The 25,869-nt window shown below is 55.0% G+C and carries 28 protein-coding genes and 1 tRNA gene; 7 read left to right on the forward strand and 22 right to left on the reverse strand.

All coding sequences use genetic code 11. The annotated features are described in order from the left end of the window. Nucleotides 1-54: 54 nt before the first annotated feature. Together alsB and CDA56_RS03280 are read right to left on the reverse strand one after the other, a co-directional pair. Nucleotides 55-990: a D-allose transporter substrate-binding protein gene (gene alsB / locus CDA56_RS03275; RefSeq protein WP_102803513.1), complete on the reverse strand. Its 936-nt coding sequence runs from the start codon at nucleotides 988-990 to the stop codon at nucleotides 55-57. A gap of 60 nt (nucleotides 991-1,050) precedes the next feature. Beyond that, on the reverse strand, nucleotides 1,051-1,938 hold the full coding sequence (locus CDA56_RS03280; RefSeq protein WP_004097852.1) for a MurR/RpiR family transcriptional regulator: 888 nt from the start codon (nucleotides 1,936-1,938) through the stop codon (nucleotides 1,051-1,053). 364 nt (nucleotides 1,939-2,302) lie between these two features. On the opposite strand from CDA56_RS03280, the gene rpiB reads away from it, so the two are divergent. Next, entirely contained in the window at nucleotides 2,303-2,752 is a 450-nt protein-coding gene (gene rpiB / locus CDA56_RS03285; protein WP_025107676.1) for a bifunctional allose-6-phosphate isomerase/ribose-5-phosphate isomerase RpiB, read from the forward strand. A 69-nt stretch (nucleotides 2,753-2,821) separates the two neighbouring features. Further along, complete coding sequence (yjdP, locus tag CDA56_RS03290) at nucleotides 2,822-3,154, forward strand: DDRRRQL repeat protein YjdP (protein WP_014837157.1); 333 nt, start codon at nucleotides 2,822-2,824, stop codon at nucleotides 3,152-3,154. A gap of 33 nt (nucleotides 3,155-3,187) precedes the next feature. Here the strand turns inward: yjdP and phnP are convergent, their stop codons facing one another. The 12 genes from phnP to CDA56_RS03350 all read right to left on the reverse strand — a co-directional run bounded on the left by phnP (nucleotide 3,188) and on the right by CDA56_RS03350 (nucleotide 11,994). Beyond that, a complete protein-coding gene (gene phnP, locus CDA56_RS03295; RefSeq protein WP_064379943.1) occupies nucleotides 3,188-3,946 on the reverse strand; it encodes a phosphonate metabolism protein PhnP in 759 nt (252 codons plus the stop codon). A gap of 15 nt (nucleotides 3,947-3,961) precedes the next feature. Next, a complete protein-coding gene (phnN, locus tag CDA56_RS03300; RefSeq protein ID WP_004097857.1) occupies nucleotides 3,962-4,525 on the reverse strand; it encodes a ribose 1,5-bisphosphokinase in 564 nt (187 codons plus the stop codon). After that, complete coding sequence (phnM, locus tag CDA56_RS03305) at nucleotides 4,525-5,661, reverse strand: alpha-D-ribose 1-methylphosphonate 5-triphosphate diphosphatase (protein ID WP_049083643.1); 1,137 nt, start codon at nucleotides 5,659-5,661, stop codon at nucleotides 4,525-4,527. Before phnM ends, phnN begins: the two co-directional genes overlap by 1 nt. Next, nucleotides 5,658-6,344: a phosphonate C-P lyase system protein PhnL gene (gene phnL / locus CDA56_RS03310; protein WP_102803514.1), complete on the reverse strand. Its 687-nt coding sequence runs from the start codon at nucleotides 6,342-6,344 to the stop codon at nucleotides 5,658-5,660. Before phnL ends, phnM begins: the two co-directional genes overlap by 4 nt. A 106-nt stretch (nucleotides 6,345-6,450) precedes the next feature. After that, a complete protein-coding gene (gene phnK / locus CDA56_RS03315; RefSeq protein ID WP_004097860.1) occupies nucleotides 6,451-7,209 on the reverse strand; it encodes a phosphonate C-P lyase system protein PhnK in 759 nt (252 codons plus the stop codon). Beyond that, nucleotides 7,206-8,054, reverse strand: coding sequence for an alpha-D-ribose 1-methylphosphonate 5-phosphate C-P-lyase PhnJ (locus CDA56_RS03320; RefSeq protein WP_004097861.1), 849 nt, complete (start codon nucleotides 8,052-8,054; stop codon nucleotides 7,206-7,208). The genes phnK and CDA56_RS03320 overlap by 4 nt, the downstream gene beginning before the upstream one ends. Then, on the reverse strand, nucleotides 8,047-9,111 hold the full coding sequence (locus tag CDA56_RS03325; RefSeq protein ID WP_102803515.1) for a carbon-phosphorus lyase complex subunit: 1,065 nt from the start codon (nucleotides 9,109-9,111) through the stop codon (nucleotides 8,047-8,049). The genes CDA56_RS03320 and CDA56_RS03325 overlap by 8 nt, the downstream gene beginning before the upstream one ends. Further along, nucleotides 9,111-9,695, reverse strand: a complete 585-nt coding sequence (gene phnH, locus CDA56_RS03330) for a phosphonate C-P lyase system protein PhnH (RefSeq protein ID WP_004097865.1) — start codon at nucleotides 9,693-9,695, stop codon at nucleotides 9,111-9,113. The genes CDA56_RS03325 and phnH overlap by 1 nt, the downstream gene beginning before the upstream one ends. Next, entirely contained in the window at nucleotides 9,692-10,144 is a 453-nt protein-coding gene (gene phnG / locus CDA56_RS03335) for a phosphonate C-P lyase system protein PhnG (RefSeq protein ID WP_103815298.1), read from the reverse strand. The genes phnH and phnG overlap by 4 nt, the downstream gene beginning before the upstream one ends. Next, nucleotides 10,145-10,870, reverse strand: coding sequence for a phosphonate metabolism transcriptional regulator PhnF (gene phnF, locus CDA56_RS03340; protein WP_102803516.1), 726 nt, complete (start codon nucleotides 10,868-10,870; stop codon nucleotides 10,145-10,147). A 217-nt stretch (nucleotides 10,871-11,087) separates the two neighbouring features. Further along, a complete protein-coding gene (gene yjdN, locus CDA56_RS03345; protein WP_004097869.1) occupies nucleotides 11,088-11,522 on the reverse strand; it encodes a VOC family metalloprotein YjdN in 435 nt (144 codons plus the stop codon). 136 nt (nucleotides 11,523-11,658) lie between these two features. Beyond that, on the reverse strand, nucleotides 11,659-11,994 hold the full coding sequence (locus tag CDA56_RS03350; protein ID WP_004097870.1) for a zinc ribbon domain-containing protein YjdM: 336 nt from the start codon (nucleotides 11,992-11,994) through the stop codon (nucleotides 11,659-11,661). A 540-nt stretch (nucleotides 11,995-12,534) separates the two neighbouring features. Here CDA56_RS03350 and proP point away from each other — a divergent pair. Next, a complete protein-coding gene (gene proP, locus CDA56_RS03355; protein ID WP_048262038.1) occupies nucleotides 12,535-14,037 on the forward strand; it encodes a glycine betaine/L-proline transporter ProP in 1,503 nt (500 codons plus the stop codon). A gap of 135 nt (nucleotides 14,038-14,172) precedes the next feature. Here the strand turns inward: proP and cbpM are convergent, their stop codons facing one another. From cbpM to CDA56_RS03370, 3 genes are all read right to left on the reverse strand, one after another. Further along, a complete protein-coding gene (cbpM, locus tag CDA56_RS03360) occupies nucleotides 14,173-14,478 on the reverse strand; it encodes a chaperone modulator CbpM (RefSeq protein WP_004097873.1) in 306 nt (101 codons plus the stop codon). Then, complete coding sequence (cbpA, locus tag CDA56_RS03365) at nucleotides 14,478-15,398, reverse strand: curved DNA-binding protein (RefSeq protein ID WP_014227587.1); 921 nt, start codon at nucleotides 15,396-15,398, stop codon at nucleotides 14,478-14,480. The genes cbpM and cbpA overlap by 1 nt, the downstream gene beginning before the upstream one ends. A gap of 150 nt (nucleotides 15,399-15,548) precedes the next feature. Then, nucleotides 15,549-16,229, reverse strand: a complete 681-nt coding sequence (locus CDA56_RS03370) for a TerC family protein (protein ID WP_004097877.1) — start codon at nucleotides 16,227-16,229, stop codon at nucleotides 15,549-15,551. A gap of 223 nt (nucleotides 16,230-16,452) precedes the next feature. Here CDA56_RS03370 and CDA56_RS03375 point away from each other — a divergent pair, with 223 nt between their 5' ends. After that, nucleotides 16,453-17,235, forward strand: coding sequence for a DsbA family protein (locus tag CDA56_RS03375; RefSeq protein WP_102803517.1), 783 nt, complete (start codon nucleotides 16,453-16,455; stop codon nucleotides 17,233-17,235). A 33-nt stretch (nucleotides 17,236-17,268) separates the two neighbouring features. On the opposite strand, the gene CDA56_RS03380 is transcribed toward CDA56_RS03375, so the two are convergent. Then, on the reverse strand, nucleotides 17,269-17,865 hold the full coding sequence (locus CDA56_RS03380; RefSeq protein WP_025107665.1) for a TetR/AcrR family transcriptional regulator: 597 nt from the start codon (nucleotides 17,863-17,865) through the stop codon (nucleotides 17,269-17,271). Between the two features lie 115 nt (nucleotides 17,866-17,980). On the opposite strand from CDA56_RS03380, the gene CDA56_RS03385 reads away from it, so the two are divergent. After that, entirely contained in the window at nucleotides 17,981-18,568 is a 588-nt protein-coding gene (locus tag CDA56_RS03385; RefSeq protein WP_102803519.1) for an NAD(P)H-dependent oxidoreductase, read from the forward strand. 256 nt (nucleotides 18,569-18,824) lie between these two features. Beyond that, complete coding sequence (locus CDA56_RS03390) at nucleotides 18,825-19,460, forward strand: hypothetical protein (RefSeq protein WP_227632990.1); 636 nt, start codon at nucleotides 18,825-18,827, stop codon at nucleotides 19,458-19,460. A gap of 35 nt (nucleotides 19,461-19,495) precedes the next feature. Here CDA56_RS03390 and CDA56_RS03395 read toward each other — a convergent pair whose 3' ends face one another. Then, the gene (locus CDA56_RS03395; protein WP_049079894.1) at nucleotides 19,496-20,305 is read right to left on the reverse strand and encodes a polysaccharide pyruvyl transferase family protein; all 810 of its coding nucleotides are present in this window, start codon (nucleotides 20,303-20,305) and stop codon (nucleotides 19,496-19,498) included. A 99-nt stretch (nucleotides 20,306-20,404) separates the two neighbouring features. On the opposite strand from CDA56_RS03395, the gene CDA56_RS03400 reads away from it, so the two are divergent. Next, the gene (locus tag CDA56_RS03400) at nucleotides 20,405-22,627 is read left to right on the forward strand and encodes a glycosyltransferase (protein WP_102803520.1); all 2,223 of its coding nucleotides are present in this window, start codon (nucleotides 20,405-20,407) and stop codon (nucleotides 22,625-22,627) included. A 301-nt stretch (nucleotides 22,628-22,928) separates the two neighbouring features. Here the strand turns inward: CDA56_RS03400 and CDA56_RS03410 are convergent. From CDA56_RS03410 to CDA56_RS03420, 3 genes are all read right to left on the reverse strand, one after another. Beyond that, nucleotides 22,929-23,004 (reverse strand) — tRNA-Phe (locus tag CDA56_RS03410). Nucleotides 23,005-23,119: 115 nt separating this feature from the next. Further along, nucleotides 23,120-25,207 (reverse strand): DUF1176 domain-containing protein, encoded by a 2,088-nt coding sequence (locus CDA56_RS03415; RefSeq protein WP_104011293.1) that lies wholly within the window; start codon nucleotides 25,205-25,207, stop codon nucleotides 23,120-23,122. Between the two features lie 68 nt (nucleotides 25,208-25,275). Beyond that, nucleotides 25,276-25,851, reverse strand: coding sequence for a transcriptional regulator (locus CDA56_RS03420; RefSeq protein WP_009653888.1), 576 nt, complete (start codon nucleotides 25,849-25,851; stop codon nucleotides 25,276-25,278). Between the last annotated feature and the right edge of the window lie 18 nt (nucleotides 25,852-25,869).

The raw sequence follows: 25,869 nt of genomic DNA on the forward strand, positions 1-25,869 counted from the left end.
TTTATTACCGCTGCGTGATTTCCCCTCTCCCAAAGAAAGAGGGGATTTACAAACCTATTTCGTCACCAGAATGGAATCCACCAGCGTAAACTGCGGGGCTTTATCCAGCGGGATGACTTTGCCGCTCTTCTCGGCGTCGACCATCAGCTTAAGACCCGTAGCGCCAATATCCGCCGGGTTCTGCGCAATAGTGGCGGTCATTTGCCCGGCTTCGACCATTTTGCGCGCTTCCGGAATACCGTCGGTACCCACCACCAGCACCTTGCCGGTTTTGCCGGCGTTCGCGACGGCCTGGGCGACGCCCATTGCCATGGTGTCGTTGGCACAGTAAATCGCTTTAACGTTCGGGTTACGCTGCAGCACGTTCGTGGCGACGTCCAGCGCTTTGATGCGGTCCCAGTCGGCAGGCTGGCTGGACACTAGCTTGATCTGGCTCGCTTTTTTGAAGGCGTCGGTGGCGCCGCTGCGGCGGGCCTCACCGGAGGCGTTACCGGCTTTGCCTTCGATAATAGCGACTTCGCCGCCTTCAGCACCCAGTTTGTCGATGATAAATTCCGCGCCTTTTGCCCCGACCGCCACGTTATCGGTGGTGACAAAACCTTCGACGTTGCCGCCGGCTTTCTTCAGGTTATCCATATCGATTTTTTCATCGAGGTTGACCAGAAAGATGCCCTTTTTCCACGCTTTGGCCACCGGCATGACCAGGTTTACCGAGGAGAGCGGCGCAAAGGCGATACCTTTGTAGTTTTTGTTGCTCAGGTCTTCAAACAGCTGCAGCTGCGACTGAAAATCCCCTTCGGAAGGCGAGGCAAAAATATCGACGCTTACGCCCAGCGTTTTGGCTTCGTCTTCAATACCCTTTTTCATATCCACCCAAAATGGATTGGATAAGGTTTTTAATACCACAGCATAATCGGCGGCGGCAAAGGCGCTGGTGGATAACATTACGCCCATGAGCGTGCCGCTGAAAAGTTTCAGATATTTATTCATGGCAGTATTCTCAGTGTAGGATACAGTTATATTGATCCCACCAGTGTGGGATCGGTTTTTTTATTTAAGCGCGCCGGGTGAAAAGAAATTAACAATCGCGCCAGTTTTTTGCATATTTAAATTCGCTTGCTCAATGTTGAGCTGTGCAACGGAAACAAAAAACGCATCTAATAATGTGAGTTGTAATATACGCGCTGAGGCGTTACGCCCTAATAAAGGCGTCTCTGGTGCTGGCGAACAAATAATAAAATCAGCTAACTTGGCAATCGGCGAATGATAGCTATGGGTGATACAGATAATTTTCGCCCCGTTCTTTTTCGCCAGCTCCACCGCTGATTTGATATCGCTGGTGCGCCCGGAGTGAGAGACCACCAGCACGACATCGCCTTCCTTCAGCAGCGAGGCGGACATCATCATGATATGCGCGTCCGGGTAGGCCTGGCAGCGTACGCCGATGCGTAAAAACTTATGCTGCACGTCGGCGCAGATGGCGTTGGAGCCGCCCGCGCCGTACAGGTCGCGCTGGTTGGCCTGGGCAAAAAAGCGCGCCGCGCGGTGAATTTCGTCAACGTTCACGATCGACTGGCCTTCCATAATGGTGCGCAGGGTGATGTTGAACACCTTATTCACCACATCCTGCGGCGCATCATCAAAGGAGAGTTCGGTCGGTAACACCTGTTCAGACTGCGAAAAGTAGGCCTCCAGCGCGCTGCGCAGGTTACGAAAACCGCTAAACCCCAGCAGCTTAGAAACCTTAACGATCATGGCTTCTGATACCGACAGCGCTTCCGCGACGTCCTTGATTGCCGGCGCATCGCTGAGATTGCCGGGGGTAAGCAACCATTCGACGATACGGCTCTCGTTTTCGGTCATTCCTTCCTGCTTCATGCGAAGCCAGGGGGCAAGGCCGATGCCGTTAGGGAGCGAACTGGATTCTGTCTGACTCATCGCTTTCTCATTGTCCATAAAATGAAGACGACACTATATCACCACAGGCGAAACAAAAAAGATACTACCAACTTCACAAAATTATATTTTTTATAAAGTTATGTTTATCGTGAAGTTTTGTTAATGTTGATTTCATCTTAATTTCTTAAAAATTAATTATAAATCAATGTGTTGTTGTTTTATTTTAGTTCTTTCTTTGCAAGGTGAAAATCAGGTTAAATAACGATTTTGTATTGATTTGTAAAATTTGCCCGTGTAGAAAGGAGCCTGACGATGCTGTTTTCAGCGTTTCCTGGGGCATTTTTAGGCGTTTAAATCACAACGCTAACCATCCTTGTAAAGTTAACAACAGGCGAGGCTAAGTATGAAAAGGATTGCATTTGGCTGCGATCACGTCGGGATTATCCTGAAAGACGATATTCTTGCGCATCTGCGCCAGCGCGGTATTGACGTCGTAGATAAAGGCGCATGGTCCACGGAACGTACCGACTATCCGCGCTATGCCAGCGCCGTCGCTCAGGCCGTTGCCGCCGGCGAGGTCGACGGCGGGATCCTGATCTGCGGCACCGGCGTCGGCATCTCTATCGCCGCCAATAAGCACCCGGGTATTCGTGCGGTGGTGTGCAGCGAGCCCTACTCGGCGCAGCTTTCACGACAGCATAACAACACCAATATTCTGGCCTTTGGCGCGCGGGTGATCGGCCTTGAACTGGCGAAAATGATCGTCGATGCCTGGCTGGCTGCCGAATTTGAGGGCGGGCGACATCAGGGGCGAGTGGACGCCATCGGCGCGATTGAACAGCAGCGGATTTGAGATTCCTCCGCTACTCCCGGCGATAGCCCTTGATTAACGTAGAGCCAGCCCCCCGATGAGACTGGCTTTATGAAACGTTACTCTACCGCTTTGCTTATCTGCACCTTGTCCCTCGCCGGCCAGCTGGCGCACGCCGATATGATTGACGACGCGATCGGCAATATTCAGCAGGCCATTAATGATGCTTACCATCCGGGCGATAGCCGGTCTGACGATGATGACTATGATGATGGGCGCTATCAGGACAGCCGCCAGCAGAGCGCCGATCGCCAGCGGCAGTATGACGACCGGCGGCGACAGCTTGAGGATCGCCGACGCGAACTTGACGAGCGCCAGCGCCAGCTTGATCGGGACCGCCGTCAGCTGGAAAGCGACCAGCGCAGGCTGGATGATGATTATTGATGCGGCACGACCCGCGGCTTTCGCCGCGCCCGCTTAATCCAGCGCTATCTCCATGCCGTCAAATCCCGCTTCAAATCCCGCCGGTAGAGCATTTTCCATCATCCACGTATCGAAGCGGTGGCTGATATGGGTGAGGATCACCCGCGGGCAGCCGATGATCTGGTTAATGGCCCGCACGGTGTTCAGGTCGCAGTGGTTGCGCGGCGGCTGCGGGCGCGGCTCGTGGCTACAGTCGATAATGATAAGCTGCGGCTGGTTATTCAGCAGGAACTTCAGCGTTTTCTCCGGCAGCGCGGCGGTGTCGGATAGCCAGGCGACCCGGCTGTGGGCCGACTCCAGCAGATAGCCAAACGTGAGCCTTGAGTGGTTCAGCGGCAGCGGCGTAACGCGCAATCCCTGAAGTTCAAATCTTACAAAGGGTTCGACGGTATGGCTGAAATCCAGCAGGCCAGGATGCTTAAACAGATCATCGCAGCCCTGTTCATCCGGGGGGCCGTATACCGCAATAGGTTCGCCCACGCCCCAGCGCAGCGGGAACAGGCCTTGAACGTGATCCATATGATAATGGGTGAGCAGAAACTGCTGAAAGCTGCCGGCGGGCCACTGGGTCATCAGGTCCGGTAGCCCGGCATCGAGCAGGGTCACCGCGTTGTTGAATTTGACGACCGCGCTACAGGGACGGCGACGATGCGCTTCGTCGACGCGGGCGCGGCGACAGGCGGGGCAATCGCAGCCGAAAACCGGTACCAGCTGCGCGCCGCCGGTGCCGGTTAAGCGGATAGTCAGGCTCATCTCTTCTCCTCGCGTTCAGGCAGTCTGCTGTTCGCGACGGTTGCCGTGAATACGAATCAGCGAAACCAGGGCATCCACCGACTGGCTAAGTCGGCCATCGTTATTCAGCATCAGACACTCATTCGGCGTATAGCGCGCCGCGCGCGCCAGGCGCTGGGCGATTTCCGTCTCGTTCTCCCGTCCGCGCTGCTCCAGGCGCTGTCGCAGCACCGCCGGAGAAACCTGCAGACAGATGGGCAGCAGCGCGTCGGCATAGCGCGCCTGCGCCTGCGGCAGATGGGCGCGTGAACCGTTAGCGACCACGTCGAACCCGGCGTGCAGCCACAGGTCAATCTCGATGCCAATGCCATAGTAATTGTTGTTAGCATGCCAGCTAAGAGCAAACAGATGCTGTTCGGCGCGGGTAAAAAACTCATGCTCGCTGAGGGCGATATGGTTTTCACAGCCCGCGTTGTGTGGACGGGTTATGTAGCGGTGCGCCACCAGCAGCTGCGGATGCTCCCGCTGGCGCAGCGCCGCCAGCAGGCTGTCTTTGCCGGAGCCGGAGGGGCCGACCAGCCAAATCAGTTTCCCTGTCATCAGAAGACCCTCTTGCCTTGCCGCCAGACGTGATCAATATGGATATGCTCGCCGTGACGGCGCGCCAGCACCAGGTCCGCCCGCTTACCTTCGGCAATCGCCCCGCGGTCGTGCAGCCCCAGCGCCTGGGCCGGGTTTTTGCTCACCAGACGAATGGCCTGCGCGAGGGTAAAGGCGTTGCCCTCGTCGTCGGCGATGCGAAAAGCGGCATCCAGCAGGCTGGCGGGATAATAGTCGGAGGAGAGAATGTCCAGCAGGCCGCTGGCCGCCAGATGGTGGGCGGCGACGTTCCCCGAGTGCGAGCCGCCGCGTACGATATTCGGCGCACCCATCAGAATGTTCATCCCGTGCTGGCGCGACGCCTGCGCTGCGGCGATCGTGGTAGGAAATTCGGCGATGACGCTGCCAAGCTGGCGCGATTCGAGCACATGTTCGCAGGTGGCGTCATCGTGGCTGGCCAGCGCGATATTCCGCTCGCGACAGATGGCGGCGATGCGCTGCCGGTTAGGCTGAGACCAGGCCGCTGCCAGCGCCATCTGCTCCTCTTCGAATTTGTCCATCTCTTCGTTGGTCAGGTGATATTTGCCCTGATAGTAGTCGCGGTATTTGCTGCGGTCGGCATACTGGCGCTGGCCAGGGGAGTGATCCATCAGGGAGACCATGCTCACCGGCTCGCGGCCAACCAGCTTCTCAAACAGCGGCAGGGTGGTGTGATGCGGCAGTTCGCAGCGCAGATGCAGCCGATGTTCAGCGCGGTTGAGGCCGCGCTTCTGCGTCTCTTCCACGGCGTTGATCATTTTTTCGAGATTTTCCAGGCGATCGCCGCCGTCGCGCACATCGCCAATAGCCACGGCATCCAGCACGGTGGTGATGCCGCTGGCGACCATCAGCGCGTCGTGGCTGCTCATCGCCGAGTGGGCGGGCCAGTCCACTTTCGGTCGCGGGGTGAAAAACTTGTCCAGGTTGTCGGTATGCAGCTCGATAAGCCCCGGCAGCAGCCAGCCGCCCTCTCCATCGATGGCCTCCGCCAGTCGGCTCTGGCTTTCGGCAAAGGCCGAAATTCTGCCGTCCTGCACTTCCAGCGAGCCGTTAATCACCTCGTCTTCGAGAACCAGCTTTACGTTATTGATAATCATGCTGAAATCCCCATCGGGTGCAGACGGTTGGCGACCTGGTTGCGCGTGGCCTCGTCGTGAAAAATACCGACGATCGCCGCGCCGCGGGCTTTGGCTTCATGGATCAGTTCCACCACCGCGGCGCTATTTTTGCCGTCCAGCGAGGCGGTGGGTTCGTCGAGAAGCAAAATCGGGTAGTCGACCGCGAAGCCGCGGGCGATGTTAACCCGCTGCTGTTCGCCGCCGGAAAAAGTCGAGGGGGCGAGGTGCCACAGGCGTTCGGGTACATTCAGCCGCGTTAGCAGGCGGGCGGCTTTCGCGGCGCTCTCTTCGCGCGGGATGCCCAGTTCGAGCAGCGGCTGCATCACCACGTCGAGGGCGGAAATGCGCGGGATCACCCGCAGAAACTGGCTGACCCAGCCAATGGTGGTTTTGCGCACTTCCAGCACTTTACGCGGCGTGGCGGTGACCAGGTCCACCCATTCATCGCCGTGGCGAATATGAATGTGGCCGCTATCGGGGAGATAGTTGGCGTACAGCGAACGCAGCAGGGTCGATTTTCCGCTACCGGAATGGCCGTGCAGCACCACGCATTCACCGGCATTCACGGTCAGCGAGGCGTCGGCGAGTACCGGCAGACGGACGCCGTGCTGCTGGTGCAGAACAAAGGTTTTATGGATGTTTTCAACGCGGATGGCGTTCATTTTTAGCCTCATCGTGCCTGAATTTCCCCGGATCGCGGCGTGAACGCCTTATCCGGGCTACCTGATGCATTAACTCACGAAGCGCGACCGGGGAGTGGACATTCACTCAGTTCTGCAACACCGACGACACCAGCAGCTGGGTATAGGGGTGATGGGGATCGTCGAGCACCCGGTCGGTTAAGCCGCTTTCGACTACCTGGCCCTGCTTCATCACCAGCAGACGGTTAGCCAGCAGGCGGGCGACGCCGAGGTCGTGGGTCACAATCACCACCGCCAGGTTCAGCTCCACGACCAGGCCGCGCAGCAGATCGAGCAGGCGCGCCTGCACCGATACGTCCAGCCCGCCGGTGGGCTCATCCATAAACACCAGCCTCGGCTGCGTCACCAGATTGCGGGCGATTTGCAGGCGCTGCTGCATCCCGCCGGAAAAGGTGGTGGGCAGGTCGTCAATGCGCGAAGGCGGGATCTCCACCTCCTGCAGCCACTGTCCGGCGGTGGCGCGAATATTGCCGTAGTGACGGGACCCGGTGGCCATCAGGCGTTCGCCGATATTGCCGCCGGCCGAGACCTGGCGGCGCAGGCCGTCCATCGGATGCTGATGCACCACGCCCCATTCGGTGCGCAGCAGACGTCGGCGATCCGCTTCGCTCATGGCGTATAGCGAGCGCTGTTGATACAGCACTTCTCCCTGCTGCGGGGCCAGGCGGGCGGAGATCGCTTTCAGCAGCGTGGTTTTTCCGGAGCCGGATTCGCCGACGATACCCAGCACCTCCCCCGGCCACAGCTCGAACGAGACGTCGCTGAAGCCTTTGCCCGGCGCGTAGAGGTGGGTCAGGTTGTTCACCGCCAGTAACGGATGACTCATTTTTTCTGCTCCTCGCTCTGTTGGCGGCAATAGTCGGTATCGGAGCAGACAAACATCCGTTTGCCGCTGTCGTCGAGCACCACTTCATCAAGATAGCTATGGCGAGATCCGCAGATGGCGCAGGGTTCATCCCACTCCTGAACGGTAAACGGATGATCGTCGAAATCGAGGCTCTCAACCGGGGTATACGGCGGTACCGCGTAGATGCGTTTTTCGCGTCCGGCGCCGAACAGCTGTAGCGCAGGCATCATATGCATCTTCGGATTATCGAATTTTGGAATCGGCGACGGATCCATCACGTAGCGGCCGTTGACCTTCACCGGGTAGGCGTAGGTGGTGGCGATATGGCCGAAGCGGGCAATATCTTCGTACAGCTTCACCTGCATCACGCCGTACTCCTCCAGCGCGTGCATGGTGCGGGTTTCGGTTTCGCGCGGCTCGATAAAGCGCAGCGGCTCCGGGATCGGCACCTGGAAGATCAGGATCTGATCGTCAGTCAGCGGCGTTTCCGGGATCCGGTGGCGGGTCTGGATCAGCGTGGCGTCTTCGGTGCGCTCGGTGGTCGCGACGCCGGTCACGCGTTTGAAAAACTGACGAATCGATACCGCGTTGGTGGTGTCGTCGGCGCCCTGATCGATCACCTTCAGGACGTCATTTTCCCCGATGACGCTGGCGGTAAGCTGGATACCGCCGGTTCCCCAGCCGTAGGGCATCGGCATCTCGCGACCGCCGAAGGGCACCTGGTAGCCGGGGATGGCCACCGCTTTCAGGATGGCGCGGCGGATCATGCGTTTGGTTTGCTCGTCGAGATAAGCAAAGTTATAGCCGGTCAGTGCGTTAGCCACGTTGATTCTCCCGTTGCAGGCGTTTAAGCAGCGCCAGTTCGGCCTGGAAATCGACATAGTGGGGAAGTTTAAGGTGTGAAACGAAACCGGCGGCCTCGACGTTATCGGCATGGGCCAGCACAAACTCTTCATCCTGGGCAGGGCCCGCCACCTCTTCGCCGTACTCCGGCGCCTGGAGCGCGCGGTCAACCAGCGCCATCGCCATCGCTTTGCGCTCGCTCATGCCGAACGTCAGGCCGTAGCCGCGGGTAAAGTGCGGCGGTTCATCCTGAGGGTCGACAAAGCCGTTGACCATCTCGCATTCGGTCATCAGCAGTTCGCCGATAGTGACGGTGAAGCCCAGCTCTTCGGGAGCGATCTCCACCGCGACGTAGCCGCTGCGAATTTCACCGGCAAACGGATGGTTGCGTCCGTAGCCGCGCTGGGTGGAGTAGGCCAGCGCCAGCAGGTAGCCCTCGTCGCCGCGCGTCAGCTGCTGCAGGCGCGAAGAGCGCGAACAGGGATAAACCGGCGGATGGCGGGTGATATCGTCGGGCTGCGCGTCGGTATCCCGCTCCGGCTTCGCCAGTCCCTGCTGGACGAGCAGATTAAAGACGTGCGGCGTCGCTTCCTGCGGCGCGCTATCGGTGGCCAGCGGCGGCGTTTCGCCGTTGGCCAGCAGGGTAAAATCGAGCAGACGGTGGGTGTAATCGTAGGTCGGGCCGAGCATCTGGCCGCCGGGGATATCTTTATAGACCGCCGAGATACGGCGCTCAAGGCGCATACCGGCGGTGTCGACAGGCTCGCTGACCGCCAGCCTTTGCAGGGTGGTGCGATAAGCGCGCAGCAGAAAAATCGCTTCGACGCTGTCGCCGCTGGCCTGCTTCAGCGCCAGCGCCGCCAGCTCCCGGTCGGCGATGCCGCCTTCGGTCATGACCCGGTCCACCGCCAGATTAAGCTGTTGGCTAATCTGATCAACGCTGATTTCAGGAAGCCGTCCCTCGCCTCGGCGTTTCTGTTCCTGTAGGGCGTGAGCGGCGACGATCGCCTTCTCGCCGCCTTTGACGGCTACGTACATTAGCAGACCTCGACGTGAGTGGTGCGCGGAATCGCCAGCAGGCGTTCGCCGCAGGTGAGGATCAGATCGATTCCCAGCGGGAACGGATGCGGACGCTCGGTCAATTCTTCAATAATGCATTCCGGCAGCTGCGGGGCGATCATCCGCTCTTCGGCGATCCCCGCGCCGGTCAGCCGCAGCATCCGGCCGCCGCTCAGGCTGGCAAGCTGAACCACCAGCGTGACGCCGGTTTCCGGGGCGACGACGGTACCGGCGGAAAGCACGTTCAGCTGCTCGGCGCTGATGCTGTCGCTGGCGACGGCGAAGGTCGCCTGCTGCGGCTGCTCAACCAGCGGCGCGCCGGTATGGAAGCGCAGATTCTGGCCGACAAGATCGTTATGCAGCGCGGGAGCGAGCCAGACCGGCGTATCGTGATCCACCAGCGTCAGCAGCAGGCTGGTGGAGGCGACGTTCAGCGGCTGCCAGCCGTGCTGAAGCTGCTGCAGGGAGACAATCACTCCCGGCTCGCTCATCGCCTTTAGCAGGCGGCGGAAACTGTGCTGGGCATCCTGCACAGCCAGGGTAAAGGCGGGTTGTAATGTCATGCGTTATCTCCGCGAACCAGAGTAAAGAAGTCGACCCGGCTGGCGTTGACTTCGGCGCGTCGGGCTTCAATGCGCGCGCTGCGTTGTTCTTCCAGCGGGGTTATCAGGGTTTCCATCAGGGTGTGAAAATGGTGTGGCGACTGCATCAGGGCATCAATGGCCGCGCAGCGTTCAGCGTGCGGGCGGTCGCGGCCCAGAATCCAGCTATAGCCGAGGGTGCCGTCGGCCAGGCGAATAGCGGCGCGGGTTAAGGTGGCGTCTCCGGCGAAGAATCGGTCGCCGATGCCGCCCATACGCGCCTGCAGCTGCACCAGCCCGGTCTCCGGGGCGCTAATCAGCTCATACTGCGGCGCGAGCTGCAGCGTCTGCATCCGCGCCGCCAGTTCTTGTGGTTCACTGTGGGCCAGCACGGACATCCAGCGCTGGCGGGTTGCGGTATCAAAGTGCATTCAGTGCTCCATGGTGAATTCAATCATGTCGGCGCGGGTCAGGCTGACGGAGTACTCCGTCGCGCTCTGCTCGTCCTGGCGATGATTCAGGGTGCGCACGCACAGCAGCGGCGCCATGTTAGGAATGCCGAGAATATTGCTCTCTTTGGCCTGCGCGCGGCGGGCGCTGATTTTGGTGCGCACGCGGGTCAGTTCGATATCCAGCCGATCGCGCAGCAGGTCATGGAGAGAGCCGTGGGTAAAGGTTTGCAGAACCGGCCACAGCTGCAGGTCGGTAAAGTAATGGTCGATCAGACACAGGGCGACGCCGTTCACGCGGCGCAGGGTGCGCAGGTGAATGACGTTATCGCCTTCACTGATAGCAAACGCCTCGGCAACGTGGCTGCTGGCCGGACGCACCACCGACAGCAGCTTCTCGCTGGTCGGGTGGCTGCCCTGTTCGAGAAGATTCTGGCTAAAGCGGGCCTGGGAGTTGAGCGGATAATCTATCGGGCGCATCAGCACCAGCACGCCGACGCCCTGACGGCGCTGGACCCAGCCGCGTTCGACGAGCTGATCGATGGCCCGGCGCAGGGTGTGGCGGTTAACCTCAAAGCGGGACGCCAGCTGCTGCTCGGCGGGCAGATAGTCGCCGCAGCGGTAATGATGGCGAAGCTCTTGCTCCAGTTTGGCGGCAATTTCCTGATATCGCGTTGGATAACTGGTCGGATGTCTGGATAAGTACATGTCAATCGAGCCTCACTAAGGACAAGGAAGTATTTCCCTCTGAGCGTGGGCCGATCCTGACGGTTTTTTGTTACATTTCGGTTAACTCATGATGACCGGGGGATGAAGAGTTGATGCCGGTGGAATGACAGGGTAAGGGGGAGTGAATGCACAGATGCCCTCACTCCGCCCTCTCTCCCTTTCGGGGGGAGCACAGGGTGAGGGGAAAAGGCCAGCGTTAAGGCTCTTTCACCACGTTGACCATCCACGGGACGCCAAAGCGGTCGATAACTTTACCGAAGCCGTGCGCCCAGAAGGTTTCCTGCCAGGCCATCTCAATCTGCCCGCCGTCGGCGAGGCCGTCAAACCAGCGTTTACCCTCAATAACATCCTGCGAGTCCAGCACGACGGTAAATCCGGCGTAGCGCTCCATGTTGCTGGAGGGGCTGTCGCTGAGCATCAGGATACTATCGGCAATGCGCAGGCTGGCGTGCGCGATACCGTCGGCAGCCAGATGCTGGCCGGAAGGGCAGCCATCTTCGGCGTCCTGCGTATTCTGCGGCATTTCACCCCAGGTGATTTTGTGGATGAGCTCCGCGCCCAGCGCCTGCTGGTAGAAAGCGATGGCGGCAGCGCAGTTGCCGCTAAAAGCGATATAGGGACTTAAGGGCATAACCATTACCTCAGGTAACGAATATTCCATTAAGCGTAGAAGGGGATTGCAGAATTAAGCCAGGCGGCAGCGAGGGATTCCGGGAGGCCACGGGAAAATATATTTCCCCCCGACAACGGGCGTCGGGGGAATAAAATCAGTTCTTTTTAACAAATTCGGATTTTAGCTTCATCGGGCCAAAACCATCTATTTTACAGTCAATATTATGATCGCCTTCAACCAGGCGGATATTCTTCACTTTAGTGCCGATTTTTAGCATCGAAGAGCTGCCTTTAACCTTCAGATCTTTTACCACGGTGACGCTGTCGCCGTCGGCGAGTAAATTACCGTTGGCGTCTTTGACCACCAGCGCGTCGTTATCGTCCGCAGGCTCGGCATTGTTCCATTCGTGGGCGCATTCCGGGCAGATAAACATGCCGCCGTCTTCATAAGTGTATTCAGAATGGCATTTTGGGCAGTGTGGCAGTTGCATGACGTTCCTCGCGATTACTGGGTAAAACAGGACGTTGGTCCTTTAAATGGCGGCTGATAGCCGAAAGTAATGCTGATTATAGCGCAATCCCGCACTTTTGTCGGGCCTTTTTTATGACTTATCGCAGCGGAGAAAGAGGATATATATCGTGAGGCCTGGCGGGCTTATTTTCATAAAAAGCGCAGGATATTTCCGGAAATGTATCGCTAAGTTCCAATATTCATTGAACTTATTGCTTTTGGATGACTCTGTTTAAGGGTAGGTAAATTTTTGTGAAGTTGATCCCAAATTTAAACGCTGTTAGGGTAAAAAGGCGAGAACGCAAATTCACTACACTTATTAGCGGTACCGCTTATTTCATTATGGCCAGAGCAGGCGTCAACAGGTTCGGTTGTACGGACTGTCAGCAGACAGTGCAGGCAAACCTGCTACGCTTGAAATGTGGAGCACAGCAATTCGCCGCTCCCAACGCATGACGCGAATGACCTTGTCATTCGGCGGAGATTCGTGCGCTCAAGGCGAGAGCAAAAGAGGATAATTATGCTTAAAAGGAAAAAAGTAAAACCCATCACGCTTCGGGATGTGACCATCATTGATGATAGCAAACTGAAGAAAGCGATTACCGCAGCGTCGCTGGGTAACGCGATGGAATGGTTCGATTTTGGGGTATATGGTTTTGTTGCATATGCGCTTGGTAAGGTCTTTTTCCCCGATGCCAACCCCAGCGTGCAGATGATTGCCGCGCTCGGTACTTTCTCGGTTCCCTTCTTAATTCGTCCATTAGGCGGCCTGTTCTTCGGGATGCTGGGCGATAAATACGGTCGACAAAAGATTCTGGCGATAACCATCGTTATCATGTCGATAAGTACATTCTGTATCGGCCTTATTCCGTCGTATGCCACGATTGGTATCTGGGCGCCAATCCTGCTGCTGCTGTGTAAAATGGCGCAGGGCTTCTCGGTGGGCGGCGAATATACCGGTGCCTCTATCTTTGTTGCAGAGTACTCGCCTGACCGTAAACGCGGCTTTATGGGCAGCTGGCTGGACTTCGGTTCGATAGCCGGTTTTGTCATGGGCGCGGGCGTAGTCGTGCTGATTTCCAGCGTGGTGGGCGAAGAGAACTTCCTCGACTGGGGCTGGCGTATTCCGTTCTTCCTGGCGCTGCCGTTAGGGATTATCGGTCTTTATCTGCGTCATGCGCTGGAAGAGACGCCGGCGTTCCAGCAGCACGTTGATAAAATGGAGCAGGGCGACCGCGAGGGCCTGCAGGATGGGCCGAAAGTCTCTTTCAAAGAGATTGCGACCAAACACTGGCGTAGCCTGCTGACCTGTATCGGTCTGGTGATTTCCACCAACGTGACCTACTACATGTTGCTGACCTACATGCCGAGCTACCTGTCGCATAACCTGCACTATTCTGAAGACCACGGGGTGCTGATCATCATCGCCATCATGGTCGGGATGCTGTTCGTTCAGCCGGTTATCGGTATGCTCAGCGACCGTTTTGGCCGTCGTCCGTTCATCCTGATTGGTAGCGTGGCGCTGTTCGCGCTGTCGATTCCGGCCTTTATCATGATTAACAGTAACGTCCTTGGCCTGATTTTCGCCGGTCTGCTGTTGCTGGCGGTGGTGCTGAACTGCTTTATCGGGGTGATGGCCTCGTCGCTGCCGGCGATGTTTCCGACCCACATCCGCTTTAGCGCCCTGGCCAGCGCCTTTAACATCTCGGTGCTGATTGCCGGTCTGACGCCGACTCTGGCGGCGTGGCTGGTGGAAAGCACGCAGAACCTGATGATGCCGGCTTACTATCTGATGGTGGTGGCGTTGATTGGTCTGATTACCGGCCTGTCGATGAAAGAGACCGCCAATCGTCCGCTGAAAGGGGCAACGCCAGCGGCTTCGGATATTCAGGAAGCGAAAGAAATTCTCGGCGAGCACTACGATAACATCGAACATAAAATCGAAGATATCGATCAGGAAATCGCCGACCTGCAGGAAAAACGTTCTCGTCTGGTGCAGCAGCATCCGCGCATCAACGACTAAATCGTTTTGCTGGTAACTCATGCCGCCGCGGGCTTCCCCCGGCGGCATTTTTTATGTCCTGAGCTGAGGTCATTCGCGGACCGCCCGGGCCCGGTAAGGACCGGGCGGTGCTACAGGAAGCGGGCGGGCTACGGCTTAGCTATGGGTCAGAAAGCGCGCCAGCCGCTGCTGCAGAATTTGATTTTCGCGGCTCAGGCGCGCGTTCTCGTCCAGCAGCGTTAAGGCCACAGCGATGCCCGGCCAGTCCAGCTCCAGCTCTTTGCGCAGGCGTACGGCGCGGTGAACGATGGTCACCGCGCTATCGTCAAACAGCCAGTTTTCCCGCTGCGGCTGGCGCGGCTCGATCATGCCGAGGCCGACAATCTCGTTAAGCTCCTCTTCGGAAAGGCCGGTGTGGAGACAAAACTCGGTAATCGTGAACGTCACTGTTATCTTAGCCATCAGGCTTTCCCCCATGTCTTACGCGGCTCGAAGCTGGATTGTGCATCCGCCAGCTGCTGCCAGAGCTCACGGCTCTTCTCATCTGGTTTTGGCGGCATGACGATTTTGATCACCGCATACAGGTCGCCGGTGGTGGTTTTGCTGGTCAGCCCTTTGCCCTTCACCCGCAGCCGCTGACCGGCCTGGCTGCCCGGCGGAATGGTCAGCAGGATGCTCTCTTTCAGCGTCGGGATAGTGACCCTGGTGCCTAGCGCTGCTTCCCACGGCGCCAGCGGCAGGACGATTTCAAGGTTGTGTCCGACGATATCAAACAGCGGATGCGGGGCGATATGAATCACCAGCCACAGGTCGCCGTTAGGGCCGCCATTTTCGCCAGGGGTGCCCTGGCCTTTCAGGCGGATCCGCTGGCCGTCGACGACGCCCGCGGGAATTTTCACGTTCAGGGTTTTCGGCGTTTCGCTTTCGACCATGCCAAAGACGTTATAAACCGGCAGCTTATAGCTGATGGTGCGCGTCTGCTCGGCCAGGGTCTCCTCAAGGAATACCGCGACTTCTATCTCTAAGTCATGACCGCGGACGCCGTGCTGGCGGCGGCTATGGTGCGCCTGCTGGCCAAACATGGAGGAGAAGATGTCGTCGAAGTCCTGCTGGCTATAGCTCTGCTCGTGGGAATGCTGCTGCTGACGGCCAAACTGCGGATCGTTACGGTGCTGCCAGAGCTGGTCGTATTCGGCGCGGCGCTGGTCATCTTTAAGCACTTCCCAGGCTTCGGCGAGATCTTTGAATTTGGCTTCGGCATCGTTTTCTTTGCTGACATCGGGGTGGTATTTACGTGCCAGACGGCGATAGGCGGTCTTAATGGTTTTCAGATCGTCCGTTGGCTGAACCCCTAAAATGGCATAATAATCCTTTAATTCCATGGTTTTATCTCATTTATGCGCAATATTATGGTTACAGATCCCTGGATCAGGTGTCTTTACTAAGCGTAGGGCAAATGAGGGCGGATGTGGGGGAAAAATGGCGCAAACTTGACGCCGTCGGGATTGACGGCGGCCAAGCGTGAACGCCAGCTATTCGCTGGAGCGCCTGCGGTTTCTGCGCAACCCTTCCAGCAGCACAAGGGCGGCGCCAATGGCTCCGCCCATCACGGGGAGCGCGGCGGGCGCGTTGGGGAACAGATGAACGATGGTCACATCGGTCACCATCATGGAACCGGCTATCCAGCCGATGAGCGCCCCGCCCAGCATCACCACGGACGGGAAGCGGTTGAGGATAGCCAGCACCAGCTTGCTGCCGAGGACGATAATCGGAATGCTGATCAATACGCCCAGCGCGACCAGCAGCAGATGGCCTTTTCCGGCGGCGGCCACCGCCAGCACGTTATCCAGCGACATAATGACATCGGCAACGGTAATGGTGACCGCGGTACGCCACAGGCTGCTGGAGCTGCTGACATCATTCTCTTCTTCCTGATTGGTCACCAGCTTGATGCCAATCCACAGTAGCATCAGCGCGCCGACCACTTTAAGCCACGGCAATGAGAGTAAATAGATCGCGATAGCTAAAAGCAGCACGCGCGCCGCTATTGCGCCGACGGTGCCGATGATAATCGCTTTGGTACGCTGCTGAGGCGGCAGTTTACGACAGGCCATCGCGATCACCACCGCGTTGTCGCCACCCAATAACAGATCGATAGCAATAATTTGCAGCAGAATAACCGCCACGTCCCACTGACTGAAAAACGCATTCATACCCAACTCATCGAACCAAAAAAGAGAACCTACGGAAAAACGCAGGGGCGAAGCGTACTCTCGTTAGGGCATTCTGGCCACCTTCAAGAGAGACCGCGCGCAGCGAGTGATTGAAAAATATCGTTACCAATCATTGCATGGTCCGGCAATGATTCGCAGGCAAAGGATGATATTTTGTTCGTAGAAATACATCTGCCGTTCACCTATCGCAAGGACTAACTACATGCCCGGCCATAAGAATTTACTCACATTTGCCTTTATCGGCGCTACCCTGTTTCCGCTTATGGCGACCGCTGCTGATGCGCCGACTTTTACGCCTGAACAAGAGGCCCGTATTGGCAAAATCGCCGCGGATTACTTAGTCGCGCATCCGGAAGTGCTGCTGCAGGCCAGCCAGAAGCTACAGCAAATTCAGCAACAGCAGCAGGCCAGCGCCGCGACCCAGGCGGTACTGAAGAATGCGGCTGCGCTGACCCAGGATAAAAATACGCCAACCTACGGCCCGAACGAGGGCAAAGTCACGGTCATTGAATTCTTTGATTATCAGTGCGTTTACTGCAGTCGTCTGGCGCCGGTAATGGAGCAGGTGATTAAAGAGAACCCGCAGACCCGCTTTGCCTTTAAAGAGTGGCCGATTTTTGGCAGCCGTTGGGAAACCTCGCTTGAAGCGGCCAAAACCGGCCTGCAGATTTATCAGCAGAAGGGCGCAGAGGCTTATCTGACCTACCATAACGGGATCTATTCCACCGGACATAACGAAGGCAAGCTGACGGCTGCCGACATCCAGCAGCAGGCGAAGAAAGTGAATTTCGACGCGAAGAAAGCGGCGGACGTTGAGCCGGTACTGGAAAGCACCAATCAGCTGGCGCAGGAAATTGGCCTGAGCGGGACGCCGGGCGTTATCGTGATGCCGACTACCGGCGCCACGGAAGCGACGATCACCGTATTCCCGGGGCTGGCGGATAAAGCCTCGCTGGATGCGGCGATCAAGAAAGCGGGCGGCTGATAATCAACGCGTCCGCCGGACGGCGGGCGCGATTTAGCGATGACAGCAGCGCTGCAGCATCGACATAATCACCTGAAAGAGCTCATCTTTAGCCTGCTGCTCCGTGATGACGCCGTTCACTACCGCGGCCGATAGCCCGTCGGCGGAGCCGAGCATGGCGAGAATGGCCGCCTCGCTGAGATTCTCACTCTCGCAAAGCGGCGAAAAATAGTCCCGACATTTTCCGGTAAAGGCGGCGATGCACTCTTGTTTGATCTTCTCCAGCTCTGGCGTCCCGGCCAGCGCGGCCATGACGCTGGGCATCTCGCGCCCCTGAAGCAGCACGCACTCGATATAGGCGTTGGCGATCGCCGAGGCCAGCTTCTCCGCATTCGGTTCGGTATTGCGCAGTATCTCATCCATTCGCGCCGTCTGGCGTTGGTCGTATTCGCGATAAAGCGTCGCGAAAAGCCCTGAACGGCTGTCAAAGTGATCGTAAACCACGGGTTTAGTCACGCCCGCCTGCGTCGCCAGATAACCCAACGTCAGGGCATCGGTCCCTTCTTGCCGAATAATATGCCAGGCGACATCAATCAGCTGCTTGCGCCGCTCTTCTCGCGTTAAACGCTGACGTACGAGTGGTTCAGACATGGAAACATTCTCCCGTTGACATATTAATATACTAAAGGTAACTTACCAATGGTAGGTTACTGTTGGTATATAAGACTACGTCCAATATCGTTATAGCGCAACTGGGGTATCCGTCATGCATGCATTAATCGTGGTTTCTCATCCTCTCAAGACGTCGCTGACTCACAGCGTAGCGACGGCGATTGCGCAAGGAATTGCCGAATCCGGCCCGCAGCATACGGCTGACATAGAGGATTTAACGCAGGAAGGCTTTAACCCGGTATTTGCCGAGCCGGATATCGCCGCATTTCTGCAAACCGGCGACACGCCGCCCGACGTGATGGCCGAGCAGGCCAGAATTGATAACGCCGACGCGCTGGTGCTTGTTTTTCCCGTTTACTGGTGGTCGATGCCTGGGCTGTTAAAGGGCTGGGTTGACCGCGTGTTTTCAAACGGCTGGGCCTATGAGGAGACCGCCGACGGCGATGTCGTGAAGAAGTTGGGCCGCCTGCGGGTGCATCTGGTGGCATTAGGCGCAGCGAGTCAACAAACGTATGACAAGCACGGATTTACCGATGCTTTTAATGCGCAGATTGTCCACGGGATTTTTGATTACTGCGGGGCGACGGTAGCCAGTTCGCAGATGCTGCTGTTGCCGGACCTGAAAACGGCGGAGGCGCATCTGGAGGCGGGTCGCCAGCTGGGAAGAAAGATGTTTGCCTGAGGCTCGCTTCGCTCCCGAGCCTGGGTTTCCGCCGGGCGGCTTTATCCGGGCCCGGCCTGAAAAAAAATATATTATCAATGGCTTATGTTCGTCATATCGGGACAGAACGCGCGATAATCCCACGAGGGGGCGTCATGCTGATATGCCATGTTTTCATCGCGTTATGCTGCCCTGCGCGGACGGCATCTGACGACATTTTTGGTGTTAGCCAGAGGTACCTTATTGTATAATCCTCCGGTTCCCCTTCTGGAAAACAATGATGAATAAATTACAGCGTTTCGAAAGTCTCGGTGATAATTGTGAGTTTGCTTTCTTTCTCAGAGAGTCAGGTTATGATGAAGGCAGCTTGTTTCGTTGGACTTTAATAAAAAACTATCATGCTCTTCTAAAACTAATAGAATCTGATTTTGCTGGTTTGTATGTCTATGAAAACCTGACCCCATCCTGGCTGGATATGGTGCTTGATCAACAGTATGATATTTGTTTTCATACTGAAATGTATAGCGATAATAAAAATGATAGCTGGGTCTGGCGTTATTCTGAACAGGAAAATGATCTTATTTATAAAAAAGAAGTAGAGAAGATTAATTACCTGATAAGCAAATTTAAGAAAAGCCTTGTTGATGACAATAAAATTTTTGTCGTAAAAAGCAATGGCAATAATCTTGATGATATAGTATTCGCTTTAGCAAAAGAGTTTAAGAAGCACGGTAACAGTAAAATACTTTACGTGAAAAGTAACGTGGAAAGCTCAGCTCCAGGTGAAATCAAGAAAGAGACTGATAATCTTTTTATTGGCGCAATCGATAGATTTGCCGACTATAGCCGGGCAAATGAATACTCGCGTGAAGGCTGGCAGGCAATAATTGATAATGCTGTAAAGGTTATGTGAATTTTTTTGCAGCGTATTAATATACGCTGCATTTTTTAGCTGGTAGTAATAAAGCACGTTTTTGGGTAATGATTTAACAGCGAGTAATTATAAACGGCTTCATTCTTGTAGTATGAGTTAGGGTAGAAGTTGACTTCTTTCCCCAGCAGGGAGGCTAAAATTGCCACGTGAAGTCTGTCGGTATTTACAACTTTATACTCTTCAAGAAAGTTGATCATGCAGCGGGTAGAGTTTCGTGCCAGAAATTCATTATCCCAATAGTCGCCATTCCACGTGAGCGAAATATCATGATTGTTTTCTTTATGTTCTCCTGTCAGAGACTCTGAATCTGTTCTGAAACAGTTTGCCTGTTGTTTATAGGCAGGTTTAAGAGACAGGTACTGGCTAAGGTCGAGATAAAATGCCATGTCATCAGCAATGAATACGTTCTTATTTGGCTCATAGCTGAGAGATTTTATATAATCGAAAGTGGTATTTTCACGGCAAAAGACAACTAGCTTATCTATATTATTAGTGAATAAATCGCTATACCCTCTGATGGTCGAAGGCATAATGATCGTTTTGTGAAATTTGTGAATATTACTTTGAATAAAATCGCGGCCCTCAGCGTATAGTCCTTCTATGAGGTTTCCTCCGCCACCAAAAATTAAAATATCAGTATCAGCGCTGTAGCGCTCATCGGCCCTGTAAGGAACATAGGTAAGCGCATTTCGTTCGAAAAAGTCGTACGTTGCCGATGCAATCACGCCATCACCCGCGTTACCGGGGTTTGCCTTATAGACAAATCGATGAGATGGATGATAGGATTTTAGAAATAAATCAAATTTTAACTCTGCATTGGTCATTTTTTATCCTGTTTAACAGAAGCTATTGATTGCTATCTTAATATTACTTCAACTCACTCATTATTATAGAAAAGTCTAGGTTACTAAGGAAAGATCACAATGAAAAAAGTTCTTATAATGACGCCGGACATAGAGGGGCCTGTCCGTAACGGCGGCATTGGTACTGCTTTCACTGCCCTTGCCACTACTTTGGCAAAAAAGGGTTATGATGTCGATGTATTGTATACATGTGGTGACTATTCGGAGTCTTCTGCATCAACTTTTAGCGATTGGTCACGTATTTATAGCACCTTTGGTATTAATCTGCTAAGTACCGGTCTGGTAAAAGAGATTAATATTGATGCGCCTTATTTTAGAAGAAAAAGTTACTCAATTTTGCTCTGGCTGAAAGAAAATAATGTCTACGACACTATTATTTCTTGTGAATGGCAGGCAGATCTGTATTACGCTTTATTAAGTAAAAAGAATGGCACTGATTTTGAGAATACAAAATTCATTGTCAATACTCATAGCTCAACATTATGGGCTGATGAAGGTAATTACCAGCTCCCATATGATCAGAATCATCTTGAACTCTATTATATGGAGAAAATGGTTGTTGAGATGGCTGATGAAGTCGTTAGTCCTTCTCAGTATTTAATTGACTGGATGTTGAGTAAACACTGGAACGTTCCTGAAGAACGCCACGTTATTTTAAATTGTGAGCCATTTCAAGGGTTTGAGACGAGAAGTGATGTTGTCGTAAAAACAAATGAAACACCCGCTTCAGGCGTTGAGCTTGTATTTTTCGGCCGGCTTGAAACCCGTAAAGGGCTCGATATCTTCCTGCGCGCATTAAGAAAACTCTCTGACGAAGACAAAGAGACGATCTCTGGCGTGACCTTCCTCGGGAAGAATGTCACGCTGGGTAAAATTGATTCCTTTACCTATATCATGAACCAGACCAAAAATCTGGGTCTGGCAGTCAATATCATCAGCGATTACGATCGTACTAATGCTAATGAATATATAAAAAGAAAAAATGTATTAGTCATCATCCCATCGCTCGTTGAAAACTCCCCGTATACAGTTTATGAGTGTCTGGTTAATAACGTTAACTTCCTCGCCTCAAACGTCGGAGGAATTCCAGAACTGATTCCGCAAGAGCATCATGCTGAGGTTCTGTTTACCCCAACGCCGGTTGATTTGTACGGTAAAATCCACTATCGCTTAAAAAATATAAATATCAAGCCTGGGCTGGTTGAGTCACAGGAAAATATCCAGGCAGCGTGGTTTGCCGCTATTGAGCGAAAAGATAACAGCGTCTTCAAGAAAATAGATGAATCGAATCGCCCGTTAGTTAGCGTGTGTATCACTCATTTCGATCGCCACCATTTGCTCCAGCAGGCACTTGCCTCAATTAAAACGCAGACGTATCAAAATATTGAAGTCATTTTAGTTGATGATGGAAGTACAAAAGAAGAATCTCATCGATATTTGAACCTTATCGAGAACGATTTTAACGCTCGAGGCTGGAAAATCATCCGTAGTTCTAATAACTACCTGGGCGCAGCGCGAAATTTGGCTGCGCGACACGCCTCCGGTGAATATCTGATGTTTATGGACGATGATAATGTCGCTAAACCTTTTGAGGTTGAGACATTTGTCACGGCAGCATTAAACTCCGGGGCCGATGTGTTAACCACCCCAAGCGATCTCATTTTTGGTGAAGAGTTCCCTTCTCCGTTCCGTAAAATGACGCACTGCTGGCTGCCGTTAGGCCCGGATTTAAATATCGCCAGCTTTAGCAACTGCTTTGGCGATGCTAATGCCCTTATTCGCAAAGACGCTTTCGACAATATCGGTGGCTTTACTGAAGATTATGGTTTAGGCCATGAAGATTGGGAGTTTTTTGCGAAAGTCTCCTTACAAGGCTATAAATTGCAGCTCGTTCCTGAACCACTATTTTGGTACAGAGTAGCAAACTCCGGAATGTTGTTAAGCGGAAATAAGAGCAAAAATAACTATCGTAGTTTCCGTCCATTTATGGATGAAAATGTGAAATATAACTATGCGATGGGGTTGATTCCTGCTTACCTCGAAAAAATTCATGAACTTGAGAGCGAGGTGAGCCGACTGCGTAGCATCAATGGCGGCCACTCTGTCAGCAATGAACTGCAGCTTTTAAATCATAAGATTGATGGTCTTATTTCCCAGCAAAGAGATGGCTGGGCCCATGACCGCTTTAATGCCCTTTATGAAGCCATTCATGTTCAGGGCGCCAACAGAGGCAGAAGTCTGGTTCGTCGGGTGGGCAGAAAAGTTAAATCCCTGTTGAAATAGCAGCGTCCGCGGAGCTCGAAAGGGCTCCGCAAAAAAGAGTTTTAATGAAGTTTAATTGTTCGATGCACTCAGCTCACCCGGATACTAACGTCCGCTTATCTCGCGATTAGGCTGCTTTTGGGCGGGTTCTTTAAATAGTGGTGCCTGGACTCGGACTAACGCCGCAGGCGTTGAACAGCGCGCTTGTCGCGCTGGCCCCGAAGGGGTGAGCCGCCGTGCGGCGAATAATCGAACGCAGTTCGATGGAGAGTCCGGCCGCAGAAAAGCAAAAACCCAGCCATAGGCTGGGTTCTCTGAATAGTGGTGCCCGGACTCGGAATCGAACCAAGGACACGGGGATTTTCAATCCCCTGCTCTACCGACTGAGCTATCCGGGCAACGGGGCGCATTAAACCGTAATCCGTACGCGGCGTCAATCAAATTTCTCGATTTATCTACCGGTTGCTTAAGTTTGCGGCAATTCTGCGCCTGAATACGCTTTTTTGCTGAAAATTACATCATCCCGTTGTCGCCTTCACGGATTTTCCAGCCGCTGGTCACCGAGATAGCGCGGCGTAATCCAGAAATCGCGTAGTCGCCAACAATGTCTTCGTCATCGCGCGGCGAGCTGATCGTGATTTCCGCATCGACGCCGTGACGATAGGCGCCGTGGTGGCTAAAGATGGTGCCGATAAAACATTTATCGTTCAGCCAGACCGGGATATATGCCACGGTTTCATAGATATAGTTCGACGCTACCCCGCTATAGTAGTTTTCCGCGTCGTCGGATGATGTGCCCGGAGGAATAGGGCAAATTGGCGCGTCATTGTCGCTCTGTGGCTTATCCTTGAGCAGGTTGCTCTGCATCACTTCCAGCGACTTCAGCAGGTCTGACTTTTCCCGCTCATTCAGCGCGGGCGTCAGAGGCTGGTCTTTTTCCGGCGAGCGAATGTCGTTAAGGGTGTAGCGATAGCGGATTGTCACTGCCGGCGTACTGCCTGAGGGGCCAAACGGGCGCAACAGATAGAGATTGTCTTCGCCAAACTGGCCGTTGTACCAGAGCGCGTAAACCTGGCCGTTAATGCGCACCCAGTGACTCCACTGGTTGGCGCCGCGGCCGTTGAGAGAATAGAGCGCGCCCGGAACGCCTGCGTCAAAATCATCGCCATTGCCGCTATCATCGCTGTTAACCGCAGCAAAAGCGTCGTCGCTGCGTTTTAGTATCCCGGTATAGCTAAAGAGTCCGGTGCCGCCAACGTAGCTGTCGATAATTAAATCGCGTTTACCGTCTCCGTCGAGGTCGACCAGCGTAAAGCTCACTTTACCGTTTTCGGAGTCGGCGCTGATATCGGACTGGAGAAACGCCTGCCACTCATCATCGCTGATATCGGCGGACGGTTTCGTCGTCGATACCAGAGAGTCGTCCGCGTAGGTCAGCGTAAAATGGCTGACGTTCCCGCTGAGGGGGAACTGCTCGGCGATATTATTCAGATCCAGTTCAGGATTGGCCTTCTGCTCCTTTAATACGGCGTTATACAGCGCTTTCAGCGCGTTGTTATCGGCATCTTTCTGCTGCTTCGGGATAACCTGGCTCACAAAGGTGGGCAGCATCCACGCGCCGCCGGGGGCGATCTCCCGGCAGTCGCCGGTGGAGTATTTCAGGCTCTGGACAAACGTTTTGCCATCCCAGACGCGCTCTTCACCGCTGATGCAGTCGGCGATACCGCGGCCTTTATTGAAAAAGGTGAGCACGCCGTCGGCATAGCTGGAGGCGTCGGTGGTGACCAGCTGAGGCTGGGTCATAAACGCCTTGTCGACCACCCACGTTGCATAGCCGTCGTTGTAGGCAGCGCGCCAGCACAGCGCCTGAATCAGCGTGTGGCTTTTATCCAACGGCGTTGCGGTGATCTGGCGCTCAGATGCCGGGATATCCGCGTTTTGCCAGTCGTCGCAATGGCTATTTAGCAGAGGGACGAGCTGGGGACGGAGTTTCTGCCGCTGCTTTGCCGTCAGCGCTACGGTGGCGGCATTGTGGATGACCGGTGCGGCGATAATTTCCGGTGCGGGCGCGGCTGATAAAATATTGACATCACCGGCGTCGCCCTGGCGTAACAGCGCATCGGCAGTGCCCAGACGCTGCTGAAACTCATCCATTTTCAGGAATACGGCGCTGCTGCCCGCGTCGGAGAGCGTCTTACGCTCGCCGTTAAGGGCAAGCTCAATTTTGCCGTTGTGCTCCAGGGCCTGAATCAGGGCCGCCGTTTGGGTGTCATCAAAGCGAAAGTGGCTCTCGTCGGCGGCCTCAAGTGGGCCGTTATCCCGATCGTCAATGAACAGATTTACCGTTGCGTCAGGGGGGATATCGCGTTCGGTTTGCGCGAAAGTCGCCACAGCGATGACGTGCTGCGCCGCGCCCGCATTGCGGGTCAGCAGAACGCTGACTTCGCCCATGGTGGCGCCATAGCCGGCGGCTCGGCAGGTCCCGGTGTTGTCGCAGGCGAGCTCCCAGTCTTTGTGCGCGAAAGAAAAGCCTTGCGGAGAAGCTGCCAGGAGCGGTGTCGAACACAGCCCCATGATGGCAACCCAAAGAAGAGAGCGCATATCAAACCCTGTCAGCATATCGATGAGGAGGGGATTATATGCGCGATGAATTGGTTAAGATATCGGAATCAGGTCAGGGCGCCGCCCATACGGCACTGGGCAAAACGCAAAATGTCTTCTGCCAGGCGACGCGCGGTATCGACATCCGTCTGGCTGCGCTTGATCAGCAGTCGGCTCAGGCAGCCTTCAACGATCAGCTCCATCTGCTTTGCGACCATTGCCGGATCGTCAACTTCGAGCTGGCTAAGCAGTTCATGGGTATAGGCCAGCGAAGCCTGCTTTTGCTGCTCGGCCAACTGATGGATCGGATGCTGAGGGTCCGGATAAAAAGTACAGGCGGCAATAAACAGGCAGCCGGGATAACGATGGTTGCTTACGCAGGTGGTCAGCGCGGCGTAGCGGGCCAGCAGCTTCTGCTCCGCGCTGAGCGACTCGTCCAGTAAAAGCTGGCGGCGCCAGGCATCGACCTGATGGCTGAGATAGCGAAGCGCGTCGTACAGCAGCGCTTCCTGGTCAGGCCAGAAACGTTTGAGGTCATTGAGCGGGTAAGCCACGCGCTCGGCGACCATTTCCAGCGTGGTGTTAGCGATACCCTCGATTTCGAGGATTTGGATGGCTTCACCCAGGACATCTTCACGTTGCACGGTCTTTTCCTCCATTAT

The organism is Klebsiella michiganensis (assembly GCF_002925905.1).
Lineage (GTDB): Bacteria > Pseudomonadota > Gammaproteobacteria > Enterobacterales > Enterobacteriaceae > Klebsiella > Klebsiella michiganensis.

Coding starts and splice junctions, on each gene's coding strand:
- alsB (WP_102803513.1), bottom strand. CDS start 990: ATGAATAAATATCTGAAACTTTTCAGCGGCACGCTCATGGGCGTAATG.
- CDA56_RS03280 (WP_004097852.1), bottom strand. CDS start 1,938: ATGAGTCAGACAGAATCCAGTTCGCTCCCTAACGGCATCGGCCTTGCC.
- rpiB (WP_025107676.1), top strand. CDS start 2,303: ATGAAAAGGATTGCATTTGGCTGCGATCACGTCGGGATTATCCTGAAA.
- yjdP (WP_014837157.1), top strand. CDS start 2,822: ATGAAACGTTACTCTACCGCTTTGCTTATCTGCACCTTGTCCCTCGCC.
- phnP (WP_064379943.1), bottom strand. CDS start 3,946: ATGAGCCTGACTATCCGCTTAACCGGCACCGGCGGCGCGCAGCTGGTA.
- phnN (WP_004097857.1), bottom strand. CDS start 4,525: ATGACAGGGAAACTGATTTGGCTGGTCGGCCCCTCCGGCTCCGGCAAA.
- phnM (WP_049083643.1), bottom strand. CDS start 5,661: ATGATTATCAATAACGTAAAGCTGGTTCTCGAAGACGAGGTGATTAAC.
- phnL (WP_102803514.1), bottom strand. CDS start 6,344: ATGAACGCCATCCGCGTTGAAAACATCCATAAAACCTTTGTTCTGCAC.
- phnK (WP_004097860.1), bottom strand. CDS start 7,209: ATGAGTCATCCGTTACTGGCGGTGAACAACCTGACCCACCTCTACGCG.
- CDA56_RS03325 (WP_102803515.1), bottom strand. CDS start 9,111: ATGTACGTAGCCGTCAAAGGCGGCGAGAAGGCGATCGTCGCCGCTCAC.
- phnH (WP_004097865.1), bottom strand. CDS start 9,695: ATGACATTACAACCCGCCTTTACCCTGGCTGTGCAGGATGCCCAGCAC.
- phnG (WP_103815298.1), bottom strand. CDS start 10,144: ATGCACTTTGATACCGCAACCCGCCAGCGCTGGATGTCCGTGCTGGCC.
- phnF (WP_102803516.1), bottom strand. CDS start 10,870: ATGTACTTATCCAGACATCCGACCAGTTATCCAACGCGATATCAGGAA.
- yjdN (WP_004097869.1), bottom strand. CDS start 11,522: ATGCCCTTAAGTCCCTATATCGCTTTTAGCGGCAACTGCGCTGCCGCC.
- CDA56_RS03350 (WP_004097870.1), bottom strand. CDS start 11,994: ATGCAACTGCCACACTGCCCAAAATGCCATTCTGAATACACTTATGAA.
- proP (WP_048262038.1), top strand. CDS start 12,535: ATGCTTAAAAGGAAAAAAGTAAAACCCATCACGCTTCGGGATGTGACC.
- cbpM (WP_004097873.1), bottom strand. CDS start 14,478: ATGGCTAAGATAACAGTGACGTTCACGATTACCGAGTTTTGTCTCCAC.
- cbpA (WP_014227587.1), bottom strand. CDS start 15,398: ATGGAATTAAAGGATTATTATGCCATTTTAGGGGTTCAGCCAACGGAC.
- CDA56_RS03370 (WP_004097877.1), bottom strand. CDS start 16,229: ATGAATGCGTTTTTCAGTCAGTGGGACGTGGCGGTTATTCTGCTGCAA.
- CDA56_RS03375 (WP_102803517.1), top strand. CDS start 16,453: ATGCCCGGCCATAAGAATTTACTCACATTTGCCTTTATCGGCGCTACC.
- CDA56_RS03380 (WP_025107665.1), bottom strand. CDS start 17,865: ATGTCTGAACCACTCGTACGTCAGCGTTTAACGCGAGAAGAGCGGCGC.
- CDA56_RS03385 (WP_102803519.1), top strand. CDS start 17,981: ATGCATGCATTAATCGTGGTTTCTCATCCTCTCAAGACGTCGCTGACT.
- CDA56_RS03390 (WP_227632990.1), top strand. CDS start 18,825: ATGATGAATAAATTACAGCGTTTCGAAAGTCTCGGTGATAATTGTGAG.
- CDA56_RS03395 (WP_049079894.1), bottom strand. CDS start 20,305: ATGACCAATGCAGAGTTAAAATTTGATTTATTTCTAAAATCCTATCAT.
- CDA56_RS03400 (WP_102803520.1), top strand. CDS start 20,405: ATGAAAAAAGTTCTTATAATGACGCCGGACATAGAGGGGCCTGTCCGT.
- CDA56_RS03415 (WP_104011293.1), bottom strand. CDS start 25,207: ATGCGCTCTCTTCTTTGGGTTGCCATCATGGGGCTGTGTTCGACACCG.